We start from the raw sequence: 20305 nt of genomic DNA, 5'->3' as shown, positions 1-20305 counted from the left end.
GACGATCTCGATCAGCTTGGTCGGGTTGGAGTCCAGGTCGACCATGTTGCCGGCCTCCTTGGCCGCCATGGTCCCGGTGTTCATCGCGACACCGACGTCCGCCTGGGCGAGGGCCGGCGCGTCGTTGGTGCCGTCACCGGTCATCGCGACCAGCTTGCCACCCTCCTGCTCCTGGCGGATCAGGGCGAGCTTGTCCTCCGGGGTCGCCTCGGCGAGGAAGTCGTCCACCCCGGCCTCCTCGGCGATGGCCCTCGCGGTGAGCGGGTTGTCGCCGGTGACCATCACGGTGCGGATGCCCATCCGGCGCAGCTGCAGGAAGCGCTCCCGGATGCCGTCCTTGACCACGTCCTTGAGGTGGACCACCCCCAACACCCGTGCCCCGTGCCGGTCGTGGACGGCGACCAGCAACGGGGTTCCGCCGCCCGAGGCGATGATCTCGACCGCCTGGTGCGCCTGCGGCGGGACCTGGCCGCCGTTCTCGTACACCCAGGCGGAGACGGCGGCGGACGCGCCCTTGCGCACCCGGACGGTCGGACTGCCGTCCGGCCAGCTGAGGTCGACGCCGCTCATCCGGGTCTGGGCGCTGAACGGGACGAACTCCAGCCGCCCGAGCTCGCCCTCGGCCCGTTCGCGCAGCCCGTACCGCTTGGCCAGGATCACGATCGAGCGGCCCTCGGGGGTCTCGTCGGCGAGCGAGGAGAGCTGGGCGGCCTCGGCGAGTTGGGCGGGCCCGACGCCCGGGAGCGGGACGAAGCGGGTGGCCTGGCGGTTGCCGAAGGTGATGGTGCCGGTCTTGTCCAGCAGCAGGACGTCCACGTCGCCCGCCGCCTCCACCGCGCGCCCGGACATCGCCAGCACGTTGCGCTGCACCAGCCGGTCCATGCCCGCGATGCCGATCGCGGAGAGCAGCGCACCGATGGTGGTCGGGATCAGCGCCACCAGCAGGGCGACCAGGACCGTCATGGTCTGCTCGGCGCCCGCGTAGATCGCCAGCGGCTGGAGGTTGACGATGCAGAGGATGAAGATGACGGTCAGCGTGGCGAGCAGCAGGTTGAGGGCGATCTCGTTCGGGGTCTTCTTCCGCTCGGCGCCCTCGACCAGGGCGATCATGCGGTCGAGGAAGGTCAGCCCCGGTTTGGAGGTGATCCGCACCACGATCCGGTCGGAGAGCACCTTGGTGCCGCCGGTCACCGCGCTGCGGTCGCCGCCCGACTCGCGGATCACGGGCGCGGACTCGCCGGTGATCGCGGACTCGTCCACGGCCGCGATGCCCTCCACCACGTCGCCGTCGCCGGGGATCGTCTCACCCGCCTCCACCACCACGAAGTCGTACTGCCGCAGGTCCTCGGCCGCCACCTGCTCCTCGGGGCAGTCCTCCAGACCAACCCGCCACCGGAGCAGCCGGCGCGCCACCGTTCCGGTCCGCGCCTTGCGCAGCGACTCCGCCTGGGCCTTGCCGCGTCCCTCGGCGACCGCCTCGGCCAGGTTGGCGAACACCACGGTGAGCCAGAGCCAGACGCTGATCAGCCAGGTGAACACGCTCGGCGAGACGACCGCCGAGAGGGTGGTGAGCGCCGAGCCGACCTCGACCACGAACATCACCGGGTTGCGCAGCATCAACCGGGGATGCAGCTTGCGCAGCGCCTCCGGGAAGGAGGTGATCAGCTGCTTGGGGTCGAAGAGGCCGCTCGCCGCCCGATGCCGGTGTGCGGAGGGCGGGTTGGGCGCACGACTGGTGACGGAACGGGTGGGGACGTCCCTCTCGGGAGCCTGCTGAAGCATGGGGCGGACCTTCTCGGACGGGCCTGCGGCGGGAGCAGCGGGAGCGGCGGCGGCAGTGCGGCGGCGACGGGTGAGGACGGGTGGGGACGGATACGGGCCACGCCGCAGCCAATCGCGCGGCCGCCCCGGCCCGCCGAGGCTCTGACGCCTTCCTGACGGTCCGCCAGAAAACCTTGACACCGGCTTGACGCCCCCGTCCCGCGGTGTCCGCCGCCCCGCGTCAAGACCGCGTCAAGGTTGCCGGGCGCGGCGTACGGCGTGCGTCAAGCACCGGTACGGGGCGGTCCGGCCGGGGTTCGAATGGAGGTGGGAAGTCAGTAGCAGGTTCACCCGTGGCGAGTGCCCTCACCCGAGGTGCCGATGGGAGCGGATGGCGATGATCGAGAGTGCGCGTGTGATCGTGGGGGTCAACGGCTCGTTGAGCAGCCTGGCGGCCGTGCACCGCGCCGTCGAGGAGGCCGCCCGGCGCAACGCGGTCCTGGTGCCGGTCGCGGCCTGGAACCCCACCGAGGCCGAACGGCTGCGCCCGCTCCCGGAGTTGGAGCATGCCGCCCACCGGATGATGGACACCGTCTTCGAGCAGGCCTTCGGCGGCTACCCGGACGGCGTGCTGATCCGCCCGGTGGTGGTGCGGTCCGAACCGGGGCCGGCCCTGGTCGCGGCCGCCGACCGGCCCACCGACCTGCTGGTCCTCGGCGCCGGACGGCGCAGCCGCCTGCAGCACGTCATGCACGGCTCGGTGGCGCGCTACTGCCGCTCCCGCGCCCGCTGCCGGATCGTGGTCGTCTCGCCGTCGGAGCTGCTGGAGAGCCTGGAGGTCAGCGTGCGCAGCGGCGCGCCGATGCCCCGGCTGTCCGGCCGGGCGGCGGCCTGGGCGCGCCCGGCGGGCGCACCCGCACGGTGACGCCCACGCGGTGACCTCAGTGGTCGGCGCGGCGGAGGCTGAACACGAAGGTCGCGCCGCCGCCGGGGGTGTCCTCGACGGACAGTTCGCCGTGCATCGCCTCGACGAAGCCCTTGGCCACCGCGAGGCCGAACCCGGTGCCGGTCCCGCGCGCGCCTCCCGGCTGCACGCGGTGTCCGCGCAGGGGCTGGAACAGCCGCTCGCGCTCCTCGGGGGCGATGCCGGGACCCCGGTCGACGACGCGTACGTCCACCCGGTCCGCCACCGCCCCGGCGTCGATCCGTACCGCGGCTCCCGGCGGCGACCAGGCCCGCGCGTTGGCCAGGACGTTGGCCAGCGCGCGCTCCAGCAGCCCGGGATCGGCCTGGACCGGCGGCAGGTCCTCGGTACGGCCGAGCGCGAGCTCCGCCCCGGTGGCCGGCAGGCTGGCCACGGCCGCGCACAGCACCTCGGCGACGGCCGTCGGGCGCAGCGCGACCGGCGCCCGGCCGGCCCGCAGCCGGCTCAGGGCCAGCAGGTTGGCGACCGAGTGGTCCAGCCGGCCGGTCTCGGCGGTGATGGTCCCGGCACAGGCGCGCCGGTCCGCCTCGGCGGCGGGCTCGGGCGAGTCGAGCTGTGCCGCCGCCGCCTTGATGGCGGCCAGCGGCCCGCGCAGGTCGTGCGCGACGGCTTCGAGCAGGGTGGTGTGCAGCGCGTCGCTACGGGCCAGCGAGTGCGCGGCAGCCGCCTCCCGGGTGAGCCGCTCGTGCTCCTCGGCCAGCCGTAGCTGGGTGACGAACGGGCCCAGCAGCCGGGTGTTCTCCTCGTCGATGACCGGTCCGAGCAGGACCAGCACGGTGCCCTGGTCGAGTTCGGCGGCGAACGGCGCGTCCTCGGGACGGGCGGGCAGCGGGCCGCCGGAGGCGGCCACCGGGCGCCAGCCGTCGCCGGTCGGCGCCAGGATGCCGGCCGCCTCCAGCCCGAACACCCGGCGCAGTTCGGCGAGCAGGCTGCGCAGCGTACGGCCCTCGCCCCGGACCGTCTCGCCCGCCAGCCTGGTGAGGGCGTGTGCCTCGGCCCGGGCCCGCGCGGCCTCCTGGGAACGGCGGGTCAGTCCGTCGATCAGATGGCTGATGATCCCCGCGACGCACAGGAACACCAGCAGCGGGGCGATGTCCGCGCCGTGCCTGATCACCAGGCTGTGCCAGGGCACGGTGAAGAAGTAGTCCGCCGCGAGCGCCGCCGCCAGCGTCGTCCCGGCGGCCGGGGCGAGTCCGCCGAGTCCGGCCACGCCGGCGACCAGCAGCAGCAGCCAGAGCAGGACCCCGGACAGGCCGAGCGAGGCGCGCAGCGGTGACAGTGCGCCGGCCAGCGCCACCGCCCCGAGCGGCCCGAGCAGCCAGCCCGCCCTGCGCCGCCGGGCCGGGACGCGCGCGGGCCGCCGGGGGCGCGGGCCGCCCGGCAGCGCGACCTGGCCGGGGGACGGCGGCGGCAGGACGCGGATGTCGATCGGACCGGCCAGCCGGATCACCCGGTTGATCACCGAACCGGTCAGCAGCTCCCGCAGCCGGGACCGGCTGGTCGGTCCGAGCAGGATCTGGGTGGCGCTCTCGGTCCGGGCGAAGTCCACCAGCGTCCGGGCGGCGTCGGTGCCGCTGAGCTCGACGTAGCTGCCGTGGAGCTCGCGCAACAGGGCGCGCTGGGCGGTCAGTTCTGGCGGCTCGGGCTGGAGCGTGCCGTCGTCCGCGCGGACGTGGACGCCGATCAGGTCGCCGTGCACCCGGGCCGCCGTGCGGGCGCCGCGCCGGAGCAGGTGCTCGCCCTGCGGTGCGCCGTTGAGCGCCACCACGATCCGCTCCTTGGTCTCCCACGGGGCCCGGATGCCGTGCCTGGCGCGGTAGTCGGCGAGTTCCTCCTCCACCCGGTCGGCCAGCCAGAGCAGCGCGAGTTCGCGCAGCGCGCCGAGGTTCCCGGCCCGGAAGTAGTTGTCCAGGGCCACGTCGATCCGGTCGCTCGGGTAGACGTCGCCCTGCGCCATCCGGGCGCGCAGCGCCTCCGGGCTGAGGTCGACCAGTTCGATCCGGTCGGCGGCCCGCACCACGGCGTCCGGGATCTGCTCGTGCTGCACGATGCCGGTGATCTGCTCGACCACGTCGGTCAGGCTCTCCAGGTGCTGGATGTTGAGCGTGGTGGCCACGTCGATGCCCGCCCCGAGCAGCTCCCGGACGTCCTGCCAGCGCTTGGTGTTGCGGCTGCCCGGGACATTGGTGTGCGCGAGCTCGTCCACCAGCGCGAGGGCCGGGCGGCGGGCGAGCAGGGCGTCCAGGTCCAGCTCGGTGAGCGCCGCGCCCCGGTAGCGGACCGCCCGGCGCGGGACCACCGGCAGACCGCCGAGCTGCTCCTCGGTGCCGCGCCGCCCGTACGTCTCGACCAGGCCGACCGCCACGTCCAGGCCGCCGGCGCTCAGCCGCCGCCCCTCGGCCAGCATGGCGAACGTCTTGCCGACCCCGGGTGCGGCGCCGAGGTAGACGCGCAGCGTCCCGCCACCACCAGCCACGAGGGACCACCCCTCAACCTGCGCGCCGTCCGGCGCGGGCGGCTCACCGACGAGCCGCGCTGACAGTCCCACGATAGGTCGCATCCGCCGCCCCGCCCGGCGGCACCTCTCCCGGGGCGGACACCGGCGGGGGCGCCGACTGTTCCGGGCGCCCTAGCCGGTCCTGGCGGGGTGGGGGTGGCCGAGGTAGGGGAAGTCGGGGAGGAGATCGGTGTGGGCGGGGATGTGGTCGCTGGTGATCCTTCCCCCGGTGACCATGGCGAGCCGGGCCGAGCTCACGTCGTCGGTCAGGGTGCGGCCGTTCGGGTAGGCCGCGGGCCTGGTGCGGTCGTAGCGCAGGACGTCCGGCAGGACGGTGCGCACGGTCCGCTCGGCGGACGCCCGGTCGTAGCCGCCGGTGCGCTGGAGGACCGCGGTGAACGGCACGAGGTAGGCGGCCAGGTCGTCGGCGGGCTCACCGGCGTTGTAGTCCTCCCTGCCCTCGTTCTCGGCGAAGTACGCGATCAGGGACGGGTGGGCGCCGCGGTCGACGGAGGTGAGCCGGCCGTCCTCGTACAGGCTCACCCGCGCCCAGACGCCGATCGGCCCGTCGGTGCCCAGGTCCTCGTCCGTCAGCTCCAGCACGATGCTCAGCACGTTCTTGTCGGCGCCCCAGTCCGCCCCGGTCCACCGGAAGCCCTGGACGATGCCGTCCAGATCGACGAAGAACGGGTCGCTGCGCAGGCCGGCGAAGAACTTGAAGGTGTGGTCGACGACCACGGCCGGTTCGAGGTCGAGGCCGATCGGCACGCCCGTGAGGACCTGCTTCCCACCGGCCTGGTGCGCGCGGGCCTGCTCGCCGGTCGCCCGGTGGACGGTGCAGGTCTGCGGTCCTTCCTGCGGGTCGGAGAAGACGAAGCTGTAGGCCACGTCCGCGCGGTGGTCGCCGTCGGTGTCGATGTCGATGCGGTGGACGACGTCCGGGTGGAAGGCCGCACCCTTGGCCGGGGCGTCGGGGTGGACGTTCATGACCAGGACGGTGCGCCCGCCGTGCGCCGCGAAGGCGTACACGTCGGTGAGGTCGAGCCGGGCGTCGCCTCGGGGGGAACGCCCGTCGGGCCCGCTGAGGTGGTGGGACATGTGCTCAGCATCGGCCGCTCGGCCGTGCGGCGCAGCCTCGGCACGGGCCGGGCCGCACGGCCGGTCAGTCGGTGGTGGCGGCGGCGGTGGTGGTGAGCCGGCGCAGCACGAGTTCGGCGTGGACGTGGGCCGCTCCGGCCCGGCGGAGGCCGTGGACCACCGCCCGCAGCTCCCGCCCGTCGATGCAGGCGAGGTGCAACTCCAGGTCCGCCTCCCCGGCGAGCGCGAAGCCGGACTGGACCGCCGGGAAGTGTGCCGCCAACCGGGTGAAGTCCAGCGGCTGCGGCCCGTAGCGGACCCGGACCACCGCCAGCAGCGGCCGCCCCAGGGCCACCGGGTCCACCTCGGCACGCACTCCGGTGAGGACCCCGTCGGCGGCCAGCCGCCGTAGCCGGGCGTTCACGGCGGCCTCGGTGACGCAGAGCCGTTCCGCGAGCGTGCCCGCGGGGGCGCGTCCGTCGGCGCGCAGGGCGTGCAGCAGCGCGACGTCCAGCTCGTCCAGCCGGGGGGCGGGTACGGGCAGTGCGCTCACCGGTGGGGCTCCAGCGCGGGGACGGGGCGCTGCGGGGCGTCGGTGACGGCGGGGGCGACCAGTTTCGGGTCCAGGACGATGGTCCGGACGCCCAGTGGCGCGATCATCTCCCGCAGTGCGGGCATCGCAAGCTCGATCAACTCCTGCGCGGGTCCGAGAAGTTCGTGTGCGCCCGCAGCCGAACTGAAGGCACCCGCACAGCGGCTGCCGTCCCGTCGGCGGAAGAACCGGAGCACGGTGACAGCTCCGACGGTCCGCACCGGGACGTACCGGGCGGTATGGTCGTCGGGCTCTTCTGAGGCAGTTTCGGTGCTGGTCACAGCGGGTCCTCCGGCTGCGAGGGAAAGCTCTGAGGGGGCTCTGCGGGTCGTCCTCGACCCGTAGCGGGCACCATCGACGCTAGGCCGGATTCACCGTAGCGCAAGACCTCCTGACGTCGCGTTGACCATGAACCCGGCTCCCCTGACGCGGTCTTGACGCCTCCGGGCCCGGCCGCGGCCCCACCCGGCGCCCGATACCCGCAGGACAGGGCGGCGGACCGGCGGCGGCAGGCGCAGACTGGAGGCGGTGGCGCCGGTTCGGGGCGCCCCGGAAATCAGCGGAAATCCACGGGACACCGGCGGCAACCGGGGGAAGACCCACAGCGGCCGGGGTCTCCACGGCCCGGGAAGTCGGCAGAGTTCACGGGAAGTTCACCGGAGGAGGGGACGCAGCGATGGGCGGTACGGTCTGGGCCGGTCTGGCACTCTTCGCCGGGCTCGGTGGCCTGGTGGCCTGCCTCGCGGGGCGGGCCGGCCTGCGGGAGATCCGACGGCTGCGCCGGGTGGGGCTGCCCGCGCAGGCGCTGGTCAGGTACCGGATGCTGGGCGAGGAGGACCGGGCGGGCAGTCCGCGCCCGCTGCTGCAGTTCACCACCGTCGACGGCCGGGTGGCGGAGGTGTTCTCGCCGGTGCCGTCCAGCCGCTCCCGCCGCCTGGTCGACGGCGGGCAGGTGTGGATCACCTACGACCCCGCGGACCCCGGTCAGGTCCTGGTCGACGGCCGCGAGCGCCGGTGGCTGGAGTACGCCTTCCTGGCCTCCGGCAGCGCGATCACCCTGACGGCACTGACCCTGCTGACGTACGGCACCTGACCGGGCGGGCCGCAGCCGCCCGGGTCGGGCAGGCCTGGTCGCAGCCGCCCGGCTCGGGCGAGCGGGCCGGGTCAGACCCGGCCGGGCGCCTCCGTCCGCAGTCTGCGGCGGCCGGAGTCGCAGTGCATCCGCAGCAGCGCCGCGAGCTCCCGGCCGGGCTCCACGCCGAGTTCGCGCCGGGTGAGGCTGCGGTACGCGTCGTAGCTCCGCAGCGCCTCGACCAGGTTGCCCTCGGCCAGATGGGCCTCGATGAGCGAGCGCTGGGCGCTCTCCCGCAGCGGCTCCACACCGACCGCGACCATCGCCGACTCCACCGCCTCCGCGTACCGGCCGGCCCGGACCAGATGGCGGCTCTGCGCCTCCAGCGCGTGCAGCAGCCGCTGCCTGATCCGCTCGCGCTCGATCAGCACCCAGTCGTCGTACCAGCCGGGCAGCAGATCGAGTGCGTCCGCCCGCCACTTGAGCGCGCAGAGGTCCCCGGCGGTGGCGGTGCCGTCGATCAGCCGGCCGGCCCAGTCGCAGAGCACGTAGAGGTCGACCACCGTGTGCTCGCGCACCTTGAGCGCGTACTTGTCGGAGTCGAGGATGTCGATGCCGGCGGCTCTGAGCCGCCACAGCGCGGAGCGCAGGTTGCCGGCCGCCCGCAGGTCGTCGCCCAGCGGCCACAGCATCCCTGCGGCATGCCGCCGTTCGACGCGACCGCCGTTCAGGGCGACGAAGGCGAGCAGCCGTTTACTCCCTTCGGGAACCTCCAACCGCCGCCCCGCCTGGACCACCCGCGGCCCGCCGAAGAGATGCAGAGTCGGCGCCTGCCCCTGCCCGGGGATCAGAACCGGCGACTCCAGGAAATGTGCATGCATGGACGGCCCTCCTGCTCGAAGCCCGACCTGCAGATGGTATGCGCACTTCGTCACCCCATCGTCACCTGGAGCAACCGGAAGCGACCGGACGACCCTGCGGCACCGCCCCTCAATCCAGTCCGCGCAGCACATCAGTCCCCAGCCGCCACCACAGCGCCCGCCCCCGAAGCGCCTGCCCCAGCAGCGCCCGCCGAGCCCCCGCCGCAGTAGCGGACCGCGCGCCGCACGAACGCCACCCAGCTTCCCTGCTGCTCGCTGCACGGGTCGACCGGGACCAGGATGTCGACGCCCGCGCGGCATGGTCCCGCCAGCGGGATCCGCCCGCGGTGCTGCGCCTCCTGGACCGCCTGCGCGATCTCGGCCAGGCCGTAGTGGCAGATCCTCAGGTCGAGTTCGGTCCCCAGCAGGCGGGCCAGCACCGCACCGAGATCGGCCGTCGTGCCGTAGCTGCACGGCAGGTACCCGGCGGGCGGGAGTTCGTGGATGCCCAACCCTGCCAGTCCGAGCAGGTCCTGCCGGACCGGCTGCGGACCGCCGAGCAGGCCGGCGCCCAACTGCTCGACCATGCGGGCGATCTCCTCCCCCAGCTCGGTCTTGGTGTGCCGCTTCAGGTAGGACTCGTCCAGCCGGGCCAGGCGTTCTGTCAGGGAGGCCAGATCCGAGGCGGGGAGCGGCTGCGCCCGGGAGCGGTCGGCCAACAGCTCCTGGAACTGGAGCACTTGGGCGGTGAAGACGTCCCACGGGCGCATCCCGAGCCGGCCCTGCCAGTACCGCTGCGGCGGCGGCCCGCCCCGGTCGCGCCGGGCCGCCCAGACGTCCACCTCCCAGCCCTTGCGGTCGTCGCTGACCGGGAGGAGCACCGCCAGCCGGACGGCCGTCGGCCTGGTCGGGGCGGCCGGCGGCGGCGCCCAACTCCCCGGCAGGGCGGACCACCCGGCGGGACCGTAGGGCCACGGGGACGCCTCGGTCCGCTCGGCGGCGAACAGGCGCGAGGCCAGCCAGCCCCGCCGGTCGGCGGGCGGCTGACTGCCCAGCGAGCCCTCGGTGGCCGGGGTCAGCGTGATCCGCACTCCCTCGGCGAGGTACGGGTGGCGGGTGGCGCCACCCGAGCAGGGGTCGTCGCAGAGCGTCCCCTGGACCGCGCTCTCGCCGTACTCCCAGGCGGCGGAGGTCGCTTCGACCCACCAGAAGGTGTCGGTGTCGGGCGTCAGGGCGGCCAGCGGCAGCGAGACGGCCCGGCCGGAGCGCAGCGGCCGCCCGTACGCGTCGATCGCCAGGCCGCCGCCGATCTGCAGCACGCCCTGGCTGTTGACCACCTCGAACCCCTCCACCACGCCGGGCCCGCCGCCCGCGCCGACGGCCGTGGCGAGGGCCAGGGCGTAGTCCTGCATGCGGGTGAGGTGTTCCGCGCGCAGGAACAGGCCGTCGAAGGGGTTGAGCCGGTCGACTCCGCCCCCGGCCGTCGCCGGGGTACCGTCCGAACCCGACGAAGGGGTACCGGTGTTGCTGCCGCTCCCGCTGCCGGTTCCGTTGCCACCGCTGCTGCCGGTGCCGTCCGCCAGCGGCTCACGCGCGATCGTCATGCGTCGGCCCTCCCGGCCCCGTCGGTACGGGTCAACTGTGCGGTGACCACGGCGTCGTGGCCCTCCTCGCGGGTGCCCGGCGGGCCGCCGCGCAGCCCGGCGAAGGGCACCCTCGGCTCCCGGCCGTAGCAGGGCGTCGGCCCGGTGCCCCGGATCCGGACCCGCACCAACTCGTAGGCGGGCGCCTGGTCGAGGTCCGCCACCACCCGCAGCCCGCCGTCGGTCAGCCGGACCGCCTGCACCTCGTCGGTGGACCAGCCGTAGCCGTGGTCGGAGAGCGAGTGGATCTCGATCGAGCGGTCGAGCGAGCCGTCGGCGAGCGGAGCGGTGACGCAGAAGCTGAGACAGGTGTTGCCGCGCGACCAGCGAACCGAACCGGGCTCCAGGCGCGGCCCTCCGGCGTCCGGCTGCGAGGTCTGGCCGAGCAGGGCGGGGGCGAGGCCGCACACCAACTCCTGGACGGTGGTGGTGGGAAGGATCACCGCACGGACGTCCTGGTCCACGGTCACGGCGCCGACCTGCACGGTGCCGTTCGACGCCAGGACGTCGACGGACAGCTTCGCCAGGACCACACCCGCGTGCTCCTCGGTGACCGGCAGCAGCGGCGGGCAGGCGTCACCCTCCGCGCACTCCGGCGCGGCCTGCCGGGCGTCCTCGGCGGCGAGCCGGCGGAAGGTGTGCAGCAGGCGCAGCGCCCGCTCGTGCGGCGGCGCCTCGGCGATCTCGGCCGGCAGCTCGGCTGCGGCGCGGTCCGGTCCGGCACCCGGCCCGGTCTCGTCCAGGCCCAGCAGGCGGCGGACGCGGGGGAAGGGCCGCCAGGGCGCGGGGGCGGCCGGACGGATCGAGAGCCGGACGGACTCGACGACCCGGGAGAAGTCGTCGTGCCGCCGGGTGACATCGCAGGGGTCGGCCAGCGCGGGCACCGGCCGGTCCGGGCGGGCCGTGAACTCGGCGACCACCCAGCCCGTCAGCTTCCTCGGCTCTCCCGGGCACTCCGGGCTCGCGGGCTGCGGCGGCTCGTGGGCGACCCGGTCGGCGGCCCAGGCCGACAGCGACAGGCACCAGGATGCCTCCAGGTTCAGTTCGCGGCCGAGTCCGTCGACCGCCAGGCCCGGTGCCACCCTGAGCTCGTCGCCGTCCCGCCCGACACCCAGGCCCCAGACCACGCCGGGACCGTGCAGCCACGCCGAGTGCAGCATCTGCTTGCCGCGCGGGTTGCCCATCAGCACCCGGAAGTCGTCCTCGCCGAGCAGCATGCCGAAGGCCACCCGCAGCGCCAGGAAGGGATTGACCGCCAGGTCCTCCACCGAGCTGGGACAGGGCGGCACCGAGCCTCCCGAACAACCGCACCCGCAGGGCGCGTCACCGGCACCGAGCATCGTCATGGTCTCTCCTCCCGGGAAGTCCTGGCAGTCTCAGCGGCAGCAGCAGTGTCAGTGGCGGTGGTGGCGGCAGCGGTCGGGGTGGCGGTGACAGCGGTGGCGGCGGCCTCGGCGAGCACCCGCTCGGCCCGCTCGTCCCTGGTCGCGCCCGGCCGTCCGGACGGCTCGCCCGGGAACGGCCGGCTCGCCTTGGCGTACTCCCGGCGCATCTCCTCGGCGAGGTGGCGCTGTCCGACCCGGCAGCCGGCCGCCGCCGCCCGGAAGGCCGCACCGATCGCGGCGTTGCGGATCCAGCCGCCGGGCACCGGGTAGCGGTGTGCCAGCGCGGCCAGGTCGACGTCCGCGCCCCGCACGGCCGATGGCAGATGCAGCTGCCAGAGCCGGTGCCTGCTCGTCTCGCCGGGGAGGTCGAACTCGACGACGAAGTCCATCCGGCGGACGAACGCCGGGTCGATGTTCTGCCGCAGGTTGGTGGCCAGCACCGCCAACCCCTCGAACCGGTCCAGCCGTTGCAGCAGATACGCGGTCTCCAGGTTGGCGAACCGGTCGTTGGCGTCGGAGATCTCGGTACGCCCGGCGAACAGCACGTCCGCCTCGTCCAGGAAGAGCACCGCCTGCGTCCGCTCGGCGACGTCGAAGGCGGCGGCCAGGTTCTTCTCCGTCTCGCCGATCCACTTCGAGACCACCTGCGACACGTCCACCACCAGCAGGTCGGTGCCCGCCTCGGTCGCCACCACCTCCGCCGCCAGCGACTTGCCCGTCCCCGGCGCACCCGTGAACAGCAGCCGCACCCCGCCCGCCGCCCGCGCCGCCCGCCGCACCTGCCAGTCGTCCAGCACCAGCGACTGGTACTCCAGCCGGGCCACCGCGTCCCGCAACTGCCCGCCGGCCTCGGCGGCCAGCACCAGCCGGTCCCAACCCGCCTGCGGGCGCAGCAGATCCACCCCGGGCGGCAGCACCGCAGCGGCCCGCGCCCGGATCGAACGGGCGACGTCCGAGACCGATCCGCCGTGCGGGGCGACGGCATCGCCGCTGCGCACATCCAGTGCCACCTGCGCCGTCAGGGCCGGGTCCAGCGGATGCCGGGCCGCGAGCGCCGGGGCGTGCTCGCTCGCCTCCGGCAGCGCCGAGCGCCAGGCCGCCCGCCGGTCCTCGATCCCGATCGGGCCCAACGGCACGGTCAGCAGCGGGCGTTCGGGGCCCGGCCGGACGGTGCCGGGTGCGGCGCAGACCAGGATCGGACCGGTCACCCGGCGCAGCTCCAGCGCCACCGGTCCGCTGCCGTCGGGCGCGGGCGGTACCAGCAGCACCGGAACTGCGCCGCGCACCGTCGCGTGCACGCTCAACAGCCCCATCGCCGCCGGGTCTTCGGGCCGTCCACGGCCGGCGGCCAGGCCGCACCCGGCGGCGTGCGCGAGGGCGGCACAGCGGCTGAGCGCCACCGTCTCGTCCTGCGCCGGGACCAGCAGCGTGCGCGGCGCCGCAGACCGGAGCGCGGCGACGGCCCGGACGCTCTCGGGCAGCGCCAGCCAGCCGTCGAGCCCCGCCACCGGCGGCCCCGCCTCGACCTCGGCCAGGGCGGCGGGCCAGGCCGCGAACCCGTGCAGCGCCTCCCAGAGCCGGTCGGCGAGGACCAGGCAGCGCTCGTGGAACGGCCCGTCCCCCAGCACGACGAGCGCTCCGGCGCGCACCGCCGGGCCCTCGTGCAGCAGTCGGCGCAGCACCGTCCGGGCGGGCGGCGTGGCGGACCTGGCGCCGACCGGCCCGGCGGTGCTCTGGCGGACCGGGGAGCAGATCGGGCTGCGCAGCAGCGGACTCCGCCGGCCGGTGCGCCGGCCGGTGCGGTCCAGCAGGAGGGCGGCCAGGCCGACGCTCGGGTAGGGCTCACCCCTGGGGTGCATGGTGCGGAAGGTGCGGGCCATCCCCTCGTGCTCCTCGGGCAGCCCGGCCAGCAGGACCAGGTCGAGTTCGTCGGCACCGAGCCCGAGCCCGCGCGCGAGCCGGCCCAACGGGGCTTGCTCGCCGCCCGCCAGCGGCCCCAGACCGTACGCGGCCGCCTGGCGCTCGGCGCCCTCCGCCCACTCCCGCAGAAAGCCTGCGGTCGCGCCGGCCGCCTCCGGAGTGCAGGTGGCGTCCAGCAGTTCGGCGACCCGGCGCGCGAGGGCGGCCGCCCTGGCCGACAGGTCGCAGCTGGTCAGCTCGGACGGCAGCGCGGCGGGGAAGGGCTCCGCCGAGGACCGCTGCCACGGCAGCTCAGGCATAGACATACCGCACCACCACTCCGAGCCACGGAACCCACCCCGGATCGAGATCGAGCCCGGCACGACGGACCTCGACAGCGACCCCGGAGACCGGCAGACGCAGCTCCAACCAGCCCGGCTCCACGGACACCAGCCCCTCCCTGCGAGCGAGTCGGACGATCACTTCCGCCGGGTCTTCCGGCTCCGCCGAGTCCATGCCCGCCGAGCCCCGGTCCGGGTGCAGGCGGGCGGCGGTCACCGCCGCCCAGTCCCGGGCGAGCGCCTCGACGCACCGGCGCTCGTCCGGCGTCGCCGGAGCCGAGTCGAGCAGCCCGCCCGCCCGGGCGGCGTCCAGCCCGGCCAGGGCGAGCAGCGCGGCGTCGTCCGCCGCCACCGCCGGCAGCAGCGCGCGGCCGACCGAGTGCAGGGCCCAGCGCAGCGGGCGGGCGGCCAGCGCGGGTTCGTCCAGGATCCTGTCCGGCAGGCCGGCTTCGGCCGCCGTGGCCAGCAGGAAGAGCAGTCCGGCCCAGGAGGTGGGCACCCCGCCGTCGGTCTCGCCGGGCGGGCCGGGATCCGCCGGCGCCGGTGCTGGTACGGCTGACGGGGCGGGGGCGGGCGGTGCCTCCTCGGTGGTGGATCTGGTTATGTGCGAGGGGATATGACCTTGCGTCAGTTCGGTTTCGGGGAGGTCGTCCGGTACGCGCTGTTCCGGGGCCCGGGGTGCGCGCCACGCAGGACGACCTGGCCGGGCGGTCAACTCTCCTGCGAGCACGGCGGGGAGAGCCGGGTGCGGGCGCCGGTGCAGTGAGGCCGGGTCCGTCTCGGCCACGACCAGTACGGCCCACGCCGCCAGAGTCCCAGGCTCGGGGCGCAGCCGCGAACGGCGCACCAGCTCGGCCAGCCTCGAACCGTTCACCAGACGCCGGGCCAGGGCCTGTTGCACCTCGGCGGCAGCCTCGCCGTGGCCGGTCCTGTGGCCGGGGCTGCTCCCGGGACCGGGACCGTGGTTGTGGCCGCTTCCGGGCCGCGCGGGCTCGGACCAGGACGCCAGCGCCACCAGGGCGGCCGCCCGCTGCCAGCCGTCCCGGCCGAGCGCCCGGTCCAGCGCGGGCAGTCCGCACTCCGCCGCCGCCCGCAGCAGGACGGCTGCCGCGTGCTGCGGGCTGCGCGTGAGAGCGGTGAGGATCGCCGCGCCCGGCGCGGTGGAGGGCGACGGGTCGCCGGGGCGCAGCACGGCGGCCTGCCGCCAGGCCCAGCTGCGTTCGGTGCGGCCGGCGGCCGACCCGGCGACGAACTCGGCCAGCAGGTCGATCTCGTGGCGGTAGTGGACGACCTCACCCGAGCCGTCCCGGACGGCCCGCTCGATCGCGGCGGCGAGCACCTCGGACCAGCTGGACGCGAGTGCGGCGTCGGTCCGGCCGGGGTCGAGGGGGACGGTCACGTCGATCCTCCGGACGCACCACCGGCCCGGCGGCAGCCGCAGGGCGTCCAGCGCCTGCGCCAGGCATCCGCCGACCAGGTGCCGCAGCGGGCCGTCGAGCCTGCTCGCGGAGAGCGCCTCGGCGGCACCGGGATGGAGCGTCGTCGTGAGCCGCTCGATGCTCACGGCAGTGGCGGAAGCAGCGGCGGCGCCGGTGGACGTACTCATCCGACCCTCACCGCCCCCGCGCCTGCGCCGACGGCCATCGCGTGCACACCCAATGCCCCACACCCGCCGAACCCCGCGCCGCACCGGACGGCAGCCACAGCAGCCAGTCCGGAAGAACCAGCCCGACCGCACCTCCCGTGTGCGGCCCACCGCGCAGAACCGGCCCGCCCGCTCATCCGACCCTCACCGCCCCCGCGATCGAGGTGTCGCCCACCCTGGCCGCCGCCGACGGCACACCCACCACGCCGTCGCCGCCGACCAGGACGTGCCCGAGCACGGCCGGGCCCCAGGCCGCGCCGGGGCCGACCACCGAGGTCAGGTCGAGGTGAAGGCTGCGGCCGATCCGCATGCCGGAGCCCAGCGGGCAGATGTCCACCAGGGTGTGGGCCGGTCGGTGGGTCGCCACGATGCTGCGGACCACGTCGAGCCGGTCGCCGTCGAGCGGGGCGGCGATCAGGACGGTGAAGCGGTGGGCGGCGGCCGAGTAGCCGTCCTTGCCGGGGAGTTGGCCGCCCACCGTGAAGTGGCCGAGCGCCCCGGCCGATACGGCCGCGCCGCCGATCGCGGGGGCCGGCGGCCCGCCCGGCGCGGTGCCCAGGACGGCGCCGCCGAGGCCGCGCAGGCGCCAGTTCTCCACGATGCCGACCGGGACCGGCAGATAGATCCGCAGGATCCGTTCCAGGCAGGACAGGGTGCCCCGGATCCGGAACAGGTCGTACGCCTGGGCCACCAGCGCGCGCCGGGCCTCCACCGTCCACCGGCGGTCGAGCACCACCCCGACCAGGCCCGCCAGCCAGCCCAGCGCCTCCTGCGGGGTGGCGGTCGGGTCGAGCAGCAGGGTACGCAGGGCGGCCCGGCCGTCCAGTTCGTGCAGGATGCCCTCGGCCGGGGCGAGGAAGCGTTGCAGGAAGTCCGCGTCGGCCTCGTCCCGGCTCCACGAACCTGGCAGTTGGGCGGCGAGGCGGTGGCCCGGGTGCTCTACGCGCAGCGCGCGGACCCGGGGGGTCAGCCGGGCGGTGCCGCCGAGTGTGAGGACGATCCACAGATAGCGGCCGGGCGGGGCGGTCACCGGCGCCTCGTACGTCTCGTAGTCGTCGTCGGGGGCGATCTGCGCCCAGGGCCATTCGCGGCCGGTCGGGCGGCGGAACAGCGCTGCGGGATCGGGCAGTCGGGCGAGCCGGGCGAGTGAGGGCAGCGGCGGGGTCAGCTCGGGGTGCCGGATCGCGCGCTGCCCGCGCCCGGCGGGAGTCCGGGGCAGCGGGTCGGGGACCTCGTCCTCGTCGCTGCTCAGGAAGCTCACCCGGACGTCCGTGCCCGGCGGGATGCAGGCGTCCACGAACAGCCGGCCCCAGCGGGTGCGGTAACTGCCGGAGTCCAGGCGGTAGCTGACGACGCTGCCCTGCTGGGTGTAGCGGGTGGCCGAACCGGCCGTCCAGCCGAGGCCGTCGGCGGTGGTGAAGGCGATCCGGCCGTCGGGGGCGACGGCCAGGGCGCCGCCGTCGTGGCCGGGTGCGTGGAGCGGCTCGGTCTCCGTCCAGGACGCCCCGTCGGGGCCGAAGCGCCGGAACGGCCGGCCCGGACCGCACGCGACGACCAGGGTGCCGTCGGCCGTGAGGTCGAGGTCGCTCGCCGCCGCCACCGCCACCACCCCGCTGCCGTCGGCGCGCGCGAGCACGGCGCGCGGGCTGCCGGGCGCCGACCAGAGCAGGTGGACCCGGCTTCCCGAGGCGGCCACCCTGAGCGGCAGGAGGCCCTCGGCGCCGGGCGGCCGGACCACGGCGGGCCCCTTCAGCGGGCCGCGCCGCCCCTGGAGCAGGACCAGCCCGGGCGGGTCGGCGAGCAGCACGACGGCTCCACCGCAGACGGCGGCCGCGTCGAGCGGCCTGCGTGCCCGGTGGGCGGCCGAGCGGACCGGCACCCGGCGCAGCAGCCGCCCGGCCCACAGGTCCACCACGTGGACGGCGCCACCACAGGACTCGGCGATGTACAGGCGCTGTGCACCGTCGATGGCGAGCCCGCGCGGAGTGCGCAGCGCACCGGGGTGGTGCGAAGCGGCACCCCGGGACCGCGCGGCAGGGTCACCGGGCTGCGCGGCAGCACCGCAGGGCTGCGTGGCGACGTCCAGTACCTCGACCCGCCCGCCGGTGGGCCGCGACCGGTACGCCCGGCCCCACCGGTCGAACGCCAGCCCGGCAGGACCGTCACCGGAAGCGCGGACCGGGGTCGCGGCCGCCGCCGGGTCGAGGATGTCCCAGACCAGCCCGACGCCGCCCTCCGCCAGCAGCGCCGTGGCGTTGTGGCTGCACCGGGCCCACTGGTCCGGGTCGGCCAGGATGCTGATCGCCCGGTCGCCGTCCATCAGCAGACCTCCGGTGGGAGCGGGACCAGGACCGGGTCACCGCCGGGCAGCGGTGTCGCGGGGTAACCGGTGCCGGGCGGCAGTGGGGAGCCGGTGACGACGGTGATCCCGGCCAGCCCGGGCACCTCCCACGGCCGCATCGGCACCAGCGGGGCGAGCACCCAGTCACCGGCCGCCGCACCGGCTGAGGCACCGGACCCCGGCCGCCAGGCGAGCCGCAGCTCGTCCTCGATGTACTCGACCCCGTCGACCTGCACCGCGACCGCCTCCAGCTCGGCCCGCCGCACCGCCCGCCCGAGCGGCCAGCCGGCACCGTCCGGCCCGTACGGCGGCAGCGGCGCCAGGTACTGGCGCAGGATCAGTTCGACCCACCTCCGCACCGCGTCCACCTGGAAGCCGTCCCGCACCTTGACGCCCACCGAGACCGCGATCTCCCGGTAGGTCGGCGGGATGACGTACAGCTCGGTGGTGACCAGCCGCCGTGGGTCGAGGTAGGCCGCGACCCGGCGCAGCAGGGCGAGGTCGGGCAGGGGTGCGCCCGGGTCGCGCAGGTCCTCGGTCGGGAAGACCAGCACGCTGACCACTCCGGCGGCCGGCTGGGCCGGGGTGTCGGGGTGCAGCAGCGGCAGGGCCTCGGCCCGCCGTACGCCGGGGACTTCGAGCGCGAGGGCGCGGAAGTCGTCAGCGGTGACGGCTCGGTCGCGGCGGTGCACCTCGGCGGGGAGCGCGTCGAGCGCGTCGGCCAGCGGGGCCGGGTCGGCGCCGCCGGTGGCGGGCAGCAGATTGCGGACCTTGGCCCCGGCGACACCGGTCAGTGAGGTGATCGCCCCGGCCGGGACGTTCCCCGTGGCGCCACCGCCGTAGCGGTAGGAGAGGACCCTGATCCGTTCGCCGATCTGCGGCAGCCTGGTGCGGGTGCCGAAGGCGACCAGGCCCGCGTCGGCGTCGACGGTGTAGGACCGGTCCAGCGGGCCGCCGTCGGCGAAGCTCTCGACCTCCAGCCAGCTCTGCCAGCCGTCGGCCTCCTCGACCTCCAGCCGGACGGTGCCCGCCAGCACCGGGTGCCGGGTCAGCCGGAAGGTCTGGCCGGCGTCGCCGGTGCCCGTGCCGAGCAGCTCGGGGGTGGCCGTCCGGGCCTGGACGGCGCCGACCGCGTTCAGCCCGACCCAGCCGATCCGGTGGATCGCGTCGCTCTCGGTCGCCGGGCGGCGCACCCGCAGCCAGCCGATGACGCGGGCGGCGAGCCGGTCGTCGTCCAGCGGCGGCGGGCTGAGCAGGTCGCCGCCGCTGTGCGGGGCTCTCGGGTGGACCGGGAACGCCTCGGGCAGCTGGACGGTGACCACACCGGTGGTGGTCAGGCCCCGGGTGGTGTCGGCGAGCACGGCGAGCGGGGTGAAGGGGGCCGGGCCGGGAGCGGCCGGGCCGTTCCACAGCTCCCAGAGGAAGGCGGGCGGATCTGCGGTCAGCTCGCCCCCCCGCAGCCTGGTCGGGTCGGCGGGGTTGCGGGCCACCAGGTCGAAGGGGCGCGGCAGTTGCTCGTCCAGGGCGACGCCGACGAAGAGGGCGCGGTTGCGCAGCAGGGCCGGATCGGTGGCGCTCTTGGCGAGCAGCGGGATCCAGAGGCAGCGGTCGACGGTGGCGCTGACGTCCAGCGGTGCCTGGCCGGCGGCCGACGGGTCGGTCGGGACGGCGGTGGTGACGTAGAAGGAGGCGCCGCCCGCCCGCTGCGCCCTGCACTGCTCCTCGGCGGGCAGCGCGGCCACCGCGTCCTGCCGGCGGCGCCGCTCGGTGGCGGCCCGTGCCGGGTCGTCGGCGAGGGCGGGTGCGGCGGTCTTGCCGACCGCGTACGTCTCCAGCGGCCAGGCGACCACCTCGTCCTCGGTCTCGAAGGCCAGCGCGCCCCCGCGGGCCTCGGTGCCGCGCAACACCTGGACGCCCTGCGGCAGTTCGGTGTCGAGGACGAGCAGGGTGCGCGCGCACTGGGCGGGCCGTGGCCGGACTCCGAGCAGGCGCAGGAAGGCGACCTTGGTCGCGTCGGGTATCTGGTTGAAGCGGAACAGCAGCGACTCGCCGAGGTGGGCGAAGAGTTCCAGCAGGACGACGCCGGGGTCGCCGGCGTTGTGGTCGGTCCACTCGGGGGCGTAGACCGGGATGCGCCTGACCAGCTCGTCCCTGAGCTGCTCGAAGGTGCGGTCGTCGAGGATCGGGCCGATCAGCGCCATCGCGTC

14 protein-coding genes are annotated in these 20305 nt (G+C 75.5%); 2 read left to right on the top strand and 12 right to left on the bottom strand.

The window, feature by feature from the left end; genetic code table 11:
• Positions 1 to 1782: potassium-transporting ATPase subunit KdpB (gene kdpB / locus UK12_RS05560; RefSeq protein ID WP_045300135.1), on the bottom strand; the 1782-nt coding region annotated here is incomplete at its 3' end.
• 376 nt (positions 1783 to 2158) lie between these two features.
• On the opposite strand from kdpB, the gene UK12_RS05555 reads away from it, so the two are divergent.
• Positions 2159 to 2686 (top strand): universal stress protein, encoded by a 528-nt coding sequence (locus UK12_RS05555; RefSeq protein WP_045300194.1) that lies wholly within the window; start codon positions 2159 to 2161, stop codon positions 2684 to 2686.
• 16 nt (positions 2687 to 2702) lie between these two features.
• Here UK12_RS05555 and UK12_RS05550 read toward each other — a convergent pair whose 3' ends face one another.
• The 4 genes from UK12_RS05550 to UK12_RS40930 all read right to left on the bottom strand — a co-directional run bounded on the left by UK12_RS05550 (position 2703) and on the right by UK12_RS40930 (position 7193).
• Positions 2703 to 5294 carry a sensor histidine kinase gene (locus tag UK12_RS05550; protein WP_197084591.1) on the bottom strand — a complete coding sequence of 864 codons (2592 nt, stop codon included), beginning with the start codon at positions 5292 to 5294 and terminating at the stop codon, positions 2703 to 2705.
• 81 nt (positions 5295 to 5375) lie between these two features.
• The gene (locus UK12_RS05545; protein WP_045300131.1) at positions 5376 to 6341 is read right to left on the bottom strand and encodes a DUF4331 family protein; all 966 of its coding nucleotides are present in this window, start codon (positions 6339 to 6341) and stop codon (positions 5376 to 5378) included.
• Between the two features lie 64 nt (positions 6342 to 6405).
• Positions 6406 to 6873: an Lrp/AsnC family transcriptional regulator gene (locus UK12_RS05540; RefSeq protein WP_052681593.1), complete on the bottom strand. Its 468-nt coding sequence runs from the start codon at positions 6871 to 6873 to the stop codon at positions 6406 to 6408.
• Entirely contained in the window at positions 6870 to 7193 is a 324-nt protein-coding gene (locus UK12_RS40930; protein ID WP_045300129.1) for an SAV_915 family protein, read from the bottom strand. The genes UK12_RS05540 and UK12_RS40930 overlap by 4 nt, the downstream gene beginning before the upstream one ends.
• A 395-nt stretch (positions 7194 to 7588) precedes the next feature.
• Between UK12_RS40930 and UK12_RS05530 the strand changes: the two genes are divergently transcribed.
• Positions 7589 to 8005: a DUF3592 domain-containing protein gene (locus UK12_RS05530; RefSeq protein WP_045300127.1), complete on the top strand. Its 417-nt coding sequence runs from the start codon at positions 7589 to 7591 to the stop codon at positions 8003 to 8005.
• A 71-nt stretch (positions 8006 to 8076) separates the two neighbouring features.
• On the opposite strand, the gene UK12_RS05525 is transcribed toward UK12_RS05530, so the two are convergent.
• The 7 genes from UK12_RS05525 to UK12_RS05495 all read right to left on the bottom strand — a co-directional run bounded on the left by UK12_RS05525 (position 8077) and on the right by UK12_RS05495 (position 20299).
• Positions 8077 to 8865, bottom strand: coding sequence for an AfsR/SARP family transcriptional regulator (locus UK12_RS05525; RefSeq protein ID WP_045300125.1), 789 nt, complete (start codon positions 8863 to 8865; stop codon positions 8077 to 8079).
• Between the two features lie 131 nt (positions 8866 to 8996).
• The gene (locus tag UK12_RS40925) at positions 8997 to 10448 is read right to left on the bottom strand and encodes a hypothetical protein (protein WP_045300123.1); all 1452 of its coding nucleotides are present in this window, start codon (positions 10446 to 10448) and stop codon (positions 8997 to 8999) included.
• Positions 10445 to 11833, bottom strand: a complete 1389-nt coding sequence (locus UK12_RS05515; protein ID WP_156178551.1) for a hypothetical protein — start codon at positions 11831 to 11833, stop codon at positions 10445 to 10447. Before UK12_RS05515 ends, UK12_RS40925 begins: the two co-directional genes overlap by 4 nt.
• Positions 11830 to 14097 (bottom strand): AAA family ATPase, encoded by a 2268-nt coding sequence (locus tag UK12_RS36335; RefSeq protein WP_156178550.1) that lies wholly within the window; start codon positions 14095 to 14097, stop codon positions 11830 to 11832. The genes UK12_RS05515 and UK12_RS36335 overlap by 4 nt, the downstream gene beginning before the upstream one ends.
• Entirely contained in the window at positions 14084 to 15718 is a 1635-nt protein-coding gene (locus UK12_RS05505; RefSeq protein WP_045300119.1) for a hypothetical protein, read from the bottom strand. Before UK12_RS05505 ends, UK12_RS36335 begins: the two co-directional genes overlap by 14 nt.
• A 172-nt stretch (positions 15719 to 15890) precedes the next feature.
• A complete protein-coding gene (locus tag UK12_RS05500) occupies positions 15891 to 18077 on the bottom strand; it encodes a phage tail protein (RefSeq protein ID WP_045300116.1) in 2187 nt (728 codons plus the stop codon).
• Positions 18077 to 20299, bottom strand: coding sequence for a putative baseplate assembly protein (locus UK12_RS05495; protein ID WP_052681590.1), 2223 nt, complete (start codon positions 20297 to 20299; stop codon positions 18077 to 18079). Before UK12_RS05495 ends, UK12_RS05500 begins: the two co-directional genes overlap by 1 nt.
• Positions 20300 to 20305 lie beyond the last annotated feature (6 nt).

The organism is Saccharothrix sp. ST-888 (assembly GCF_000955975.1).
Taxonomy (GTDB): Bacteria; Actinomycetota; Actinomycetes; order Streptomycetales; family Streptomycetaceae; genus Kitasatospora.
This window is presented reverse-complemented; position numbering and strand designations above follow the sequence as displayed.